We start from the raw sequence: 5,428 nt of genomic DNA on the forward strand, positions 1-5,428 counted from the left end.
AGATGGCCACGCAGCCTGGCCTCGAGTGCCGATGCCTCGGTTACCGACCTCGGTGGCACGCCGTCCAGCGACTCGACCCAAGCTGGAACGTCCCGCAGGCCTCCGGCAAAGCCTCCGTCCACCGCCTCCCCGTCCACCAGGAAAGCGGGAATTCCGAGACGGGCGGCCGGTTGAATGTCATCCGACGCCGAATTGCCGACCATCGCAGCTTCGTGCGGCGCCAGGCCCAGCTGGGCAGTCAGCTCAGAGAAGAAGGCTGGGTCGGGCTTGGCGAAGTGGAAGCGCTCATAGCTGGCGATCAGGGCGAACGGGACGACCTCGGGGGAGACTCCGGCCCAGCGCAGGCGGGCTGCGACGGCGATGCCCGGCATCATGGGGTTGGTGGCCACGGCCACCGAACGGGCCCCGGAGATGACCGACTGGATGACGGCCAGGGCTTCGGGGCGAGGGGAAGTCAACGATCGCAGCTCATCAAATCGGCCTCGGTAGAAGGCTTCGAAGCGCGGGGCGAGAGCTTGCTCGGTCTGGCCCACAGCCGGGTAGAAGCCTTCGGCGAAGGCCTGCTGCAGGGTCTTCTCCGGATCACGGTTGGCAAGCATCGCTTGCGTTCCCCGCATCAACTCGGGCGCAAGGCGCTCGGGAGGAATCACATCCGCCAGCTCGCGGGAGAGCGACTGAAGGTAGGCAGGCAGGAACCGGTCCATGTCGTTGGACAGCAGGGTGTCGTCCAGATCGAACAACACGGCCTGGATCACAGTCTCAATCCCGGACGGCGAAAGGCAGTGCGTGGCACTGGCCGCACCCGACCTCGGGTTCGGTGACGGGCGCCAGGGAGCGGGTACAGCTGGCCCGGATCTCGACCCGCTTTCCCATCCCCAAGACGCCCTGGTGGACGCGGGCTTCAAGCACTAGAGTTGGGCAACTGTTGGCGATCAGGATTTGCGGCACCGGGCACCGAGCGCAAAGGTCGGCAGACCATGAACCGCCGGCAGGGTTGCGCCTGACCAGCCGGCACTCCTGACGATTCAAGCCTCGATTGAAATCAGCGTAGTAGAAAGGGCACTCGGTGCCGGCCGGGGTGCGCACAAGACGTCCCTGATCGCAGCTAGACCCGGGTCAGGTACTGGCCGGTTCGGGTGTCCACGCGGATTGTGGCGCCGTTCTCGACGAACAGCGGAACCTGCACCTTCAACCCGGTCTCGGTCACAACGCTTTTTGTGGCTCCGGTGGCGGTGTCCCCCCTGACGGCGAACTCGGCCTCCACTACCTTCAACTCGACGGCGGTCGGGAGCTCGACATCCAGCGGTTCGGGCCCATAGAAGGTGAGCTTGACTTCCTGCCCCTCCTTGAGGAAATCCACGGCATCGCCGAGGACCGAGCGGTTGAGCACGGGCTGGTCGTAGGTCTCGGTGTCCATGAAGTGGAACAGATCGCCGTCCAAGTACAGGAACTGAACCACGTGGTAGTCAAGCCGGACATCGGGCACGCGCTCGCCTGAGGTGAACGTGCGCTCGATCACGGCGCCGCTGCGCAGGTTGCGGAGCTTTGTGCGAATGGTGGCGTTGCCGCGGCCCGGCTTGTTATGAGAGTACTCGAGGACCTTGTACAGGTTCCCGTCGAATTCGAAGGTCACGCCTTTGCGCAGATCATTGACATCGATCACAGAAGGTCACTCCCAGCCGCAAACATGGACGCGATTATATCTTCTCCCGGCGGTTGGGGTCAATCGACTGTGCCCAGGTGGCCGGCGCGAGTGGCGGCGTCGCCTGAGGGGGTATGGCGCCCGGGGAGGTGCAGGGGGGTTTTCCGGTCGAGGGTCAGCTTCCCAACCAGCGCGAGGCGGCGCTGGGGAGATCGCTCATCGGGCCGGCGCGCTGGGTGCAGTGGGGCAGGGAGCTCAGGAAGGCCTGGCCGTAGCGTTTGGTCAGGATCCGCCGATCGAAGCACACCACCACGCCCCGGTCGGATCGCGTCCGAATCAACCTGCCAAATCCCTGGCGGAAGCGCAGGATGGCCTCCGGCACGTGATATTCGTCGAATGGCGCCTCAAAGGACTCGGCCCGGGAGGCGATGATCGGATCGGTGGGGACATCGAATGGAAGGCGGGCGATCGCCAGGACCGACAGCGCCTCGCCCGGCACATCGACCCCCTCCCAGAACGAACGTGTCCCGAGGAGCACCGCCTGTTCGGTTGTGCGGAACTGCTCGAGCAGGGCGGTGCGCGAGGCTCCCTCGCTCTGGTCAAGCACCAGGATCCCCTCGGTGGAGAGGGGGGCGCTGATGGCGCTGGCGGTGCGCCGCAGTTGGTCGTGCGAGGTGAAGAGCACCAGCATCCGGCCGCGGGTGGCGCGCCCGAGGCTGACCAGCCCCTGCTCCATCACCCGCTGATAAGCCTGACGATCGAAAGGCTCGGGGATATCGTTCACAAGGTAGAGCAGGGTGGAGGTCTCATAGTCGAACGGCGAATCCACCGCAAGCTCCTCGGCGTCCTCGGCTTTGAGCCGCCCCCGCAGGTAGTCGAAGCTCCCAGCGGTCGTCAGTGTGGCCGAGGTCAGGATCACGCTGGATTTCGCATGCCACAGGTGCCGCTGGACCAGCGGACCGACCTCCAGCGGGGCGGCGTTGAGCGACATCCGCGTGCCTGAGGGCTGGATCTCGATCCAGTAGATGGTCTGTGCGTCGGGTTCGAATACGAAGGCCTCCAGGCTGCTGTGCTGGGACGCCACGGCCCTCGATGACGTGCGCAGCGAGACCACCAGGTCCTCCTGGAGATCGCTCTGACCGGCGAGGCTGTCCTCGAGCACCTGGCTGATTTCGGCTAGCTGCTTGGCCAGGCGGAGCAGGATGCCGCGCAGGTCCTCCCACACCCGCTCGACTTCCGCCCAGGAGACCAGGGTCCGGGTGGAGGGCAAGACGCGCTCCTGCTGTCCGAAGGGGCTGATCTCCTGCCCTTCCCGCCGCTCGGTCATGAACCCAGCCAGGGCGGAAAACAGCCGGGCGACCAGGTCCTTGGCGGCGGCGCCGTCATCGCTGCAGGCGTGCACCGCGCGCACCACGGCGCCGCTCTCACTGCCCAGATGTTTGGCCTCGGTGCGTACCATCGCCAGCAGCCCGCTGTGCGGGGCAGTGATCTCGCTCAACACCCGGTGGAGTTCCGCCTCCGTAACCTGCAGACTCAAGCCCTTGGTTGCAGCCGATTCCAGGTGATGAGCCTCATCGACAATCAGATAGTCGTACTCGGGGATGACCCTATTGCCCGTGACGATATCCGCCAACAACAAGGCGTGATTGACCACGACCAGATGTGCCTGCTCTGCCGCCCGGCGCGCCTGGAAGTATGGGCAGGTGCCTTCGGCGTACGCCTGGCACGACTCGGCCGTGCACTCGTCGCTGTCGGCGGACAGCCGGCCCCACGAGGCCGCCTCCGCTGGTCCGGCCAGGCTGAGGTCGGTGCGGTCCCCGCTCCCACCCCCAGAAAGCCAAACCAAGAGCTTGGCCAGCAGGCGCATCTCCTCCGGTGATCGCGGTCCCAGGTGGCGCGCCGCATCCAGTCGCCGCGGGCACAGGTAGTTGGCACGTCCTTTCAAGATCGACACCTGGTAGTCCTGTCCAAGCGCCAGACGCAAGTCGGGGACGTCCTTGTTTCGCAGTTGGTCCTGCAAATTGATGGTGTTGGTGGAGACGACGACCCGCTGTCCGTTGACGTTCGCCCATTCCAGCGCCGGGATCAGATAGGCCATCGACTTGCCGGTTCCCGTCCCGGCCTCGACCATCAGATGTTTGCCGTCCGAAAGCGCCTGGGCTACCGCCCGCAGCATGCTCACTTGCTCCCTGCGGTGCTCATATCCCGGGAAGCGCTGAGCGAAAGGACCGCCGGGCTCGAGAGTCGACGCCAGCTCCTCGACGTCCAGAGGAATCAGCGGGTCCCGGGGCTGGAGGCCGGGTGCGGGCTCGGGCTCAGCCGCGCGTAGCAGCCGGCTGGAGGTCAGTCGGGGAGAAGCGTGGGGATCGGAGGCCGGACGTTCGGAGAGCGCCTCCTCGAACAGCCACCCGCCGCCCCACTCGACGTTCTCTCCCAACAGAACGATCTCCTCCAGGATCGACCGCGGGAGATCGCGCGCCCGCTCGACCATCTGCAGGAAGACCTGATGGGTGGTCTGGGCATCCGCCAGCGCCCGATGCGAGGTCGGGACCGGGATGCCGAGCTGGCGGGCGATGGCGGCCAGGCCGTAGCGCCCGATCGCAGGCAGCATGACCGAGGCCAGGTCGAAGGTGTCGATTCCCAGGGCGTCCGCCAGGGAGCCTCGGCGCTGCAGGAAGGCCAGGTCGAAGGCGATGTTGTGCCCGATCACCGGCGCGTCACCGATCAGCTCGGCCAGGTCACCCAGCACGGCCGAAAGCCGGGGAGCATCCGCAACCATGCTGTCGTTGATGCCGGTCAGTTGGGTGATGAAGGAGGGGATTGGGCGGCCGGGATTGACGAGCTGGCTGTAACTCTTCTCGATGCGCGCCCCGCGGAAGCGCAGGGCGCCGATCTCCAGGATGGCATCCCGCGCTGGATCCAACCCGGTGGTTTCCAGATCGAGCGCAACAAGTGTCCGCATCTCGGCAGGGGATATGGATTATAGCATCCACCTCCAGGCCCCATGCTATACTCGCCTCGCCTTCGCCCAGCAGCCCGTTTGGGTTGTGCGCGCCAGGCGCCATCGCCTCCAGGCCATCCCGATATTCCCTTCAACCCCGAAAGGCGCAGCATGATCGATCAAGCCGCCAGGCGAATTCGAGAGAACATCCAGACTGTGATCGTCGGCAAGGGCCAGGTCATCGATCTGGCGCTGGCGGCGGTGCTGTGCGAGGGGCACATCCTGATTGAGGACGTTCCGGGCATCGGCAAGACGACCCTGGCCCGCGCCCTGGCCGTCTCGCTCGGGTGCTCGTTCCAGCGTATTCAATTCACCCCCGACCTGCTCCCCTCGGATGTGACGGGCATCACCTGGTTCAATCAAAGGACCCAGGAGTTCGAGTTCCGACCTGGTCCCGTGATGTCGCAAATCGTGCTGGCCGACGAGATCAATCGGGCCACGCCCCGTACGCAGTCGGCCCTGCTGGAAGCGATGCAGGAGCGGCAGGTGACGGCGGACGGCGTCAGTCGTCCACTGCCGCGCCCCTTCCTGGTGCTGGCCACGCAAAACCCGGTCGAACTGGAGGGGACCTTCCCGCTGCCCGAGGCCCAGATCGACCGCTTCCTGCTGCGGCTGCAGCTGGGCTACCCGACCCCGGAGGAGGAAGGAAGGATCCTGACAAGGTTCGCCGCCGCCGATCCGCTCTCCGAACTGAGGGCCGTCACCAGCCCGGCCGAAGTCCTCGCTCTGCAGGCCGAGCGCGCCGCTGTGCGAGTCGACGACAGCCTGCGAGACTACCTGGTGTC

General features: G+C 66.0%; 4 protein-coding genes. 1 reads left to right on the top strand and 3 read right to left on the bottom strand.

All coding sequences use genetic code 11. The annotated features are described in order from the left end of the window. The 3 genes from MUO23_00765 to MUO23_00775 all read right to left on the bottom strand — a co-directional run. A partial coding sequence (locus MUO23_00765) for an HAD family hydrolase (GenBank protein MCJ7511482.1) occupies nt 1-755 on the bottom strand: 755 nt, incomplete at its 3' end. 350 nt (nt 756-1,105) lie between these two features. Beyond that, entirely contained in the window at nt 1,106-1,663 is a 558-nt protein-coding gene (gene efp / locus MUO23_00770; GenBank protein MCJ7511483.1) for an elongation factor P, read from the bottom strand. A gap of 154 nt (nt 1,664-1,817) precedes the next feature. After that, entirely contained in the window at nt 1,818-4,604 is a 2,787-nt protein-coding gene (locus MUO23_00775; GenBank protein ID MCJ7511484.1) for a DEAD/DEAH box helicase, read from the bottom strand. A gap of 150 nt (nt 4,605-4,754) precedes the next feature. On the opposite strand from MUO23_00775, the gene MUO23_00780 reads away from it, so the two are divergent. Beyond that, on the top strand, nt 4,755-5,428 hold a 674-nt coding region (locus MUO23_00780), incomplete at its 3' end, for an AAA family ATPase (GenBank protein ID MCJ7511485.1).

The sequence above is a fragment of the Anaerolineales bacterium genome (assembly GCA_022866145.1).
In the GTDB taxonomy this organism is placed as follows: Bacteria; Chloroflexota; Anaerolineae; order Anaerolineales; family E44-bin32; genus PFL42.

Bases quoted from the DNA above. Each gene is read 5' to 3' on its own strand.
- MUO23_00775 (MCJ7511484.1), bottom strand. From the start codon at position 4,604: ATGCGGACACTTGTTGCGCTCGATCTGGAAACCACCGGGTTGGATCCA.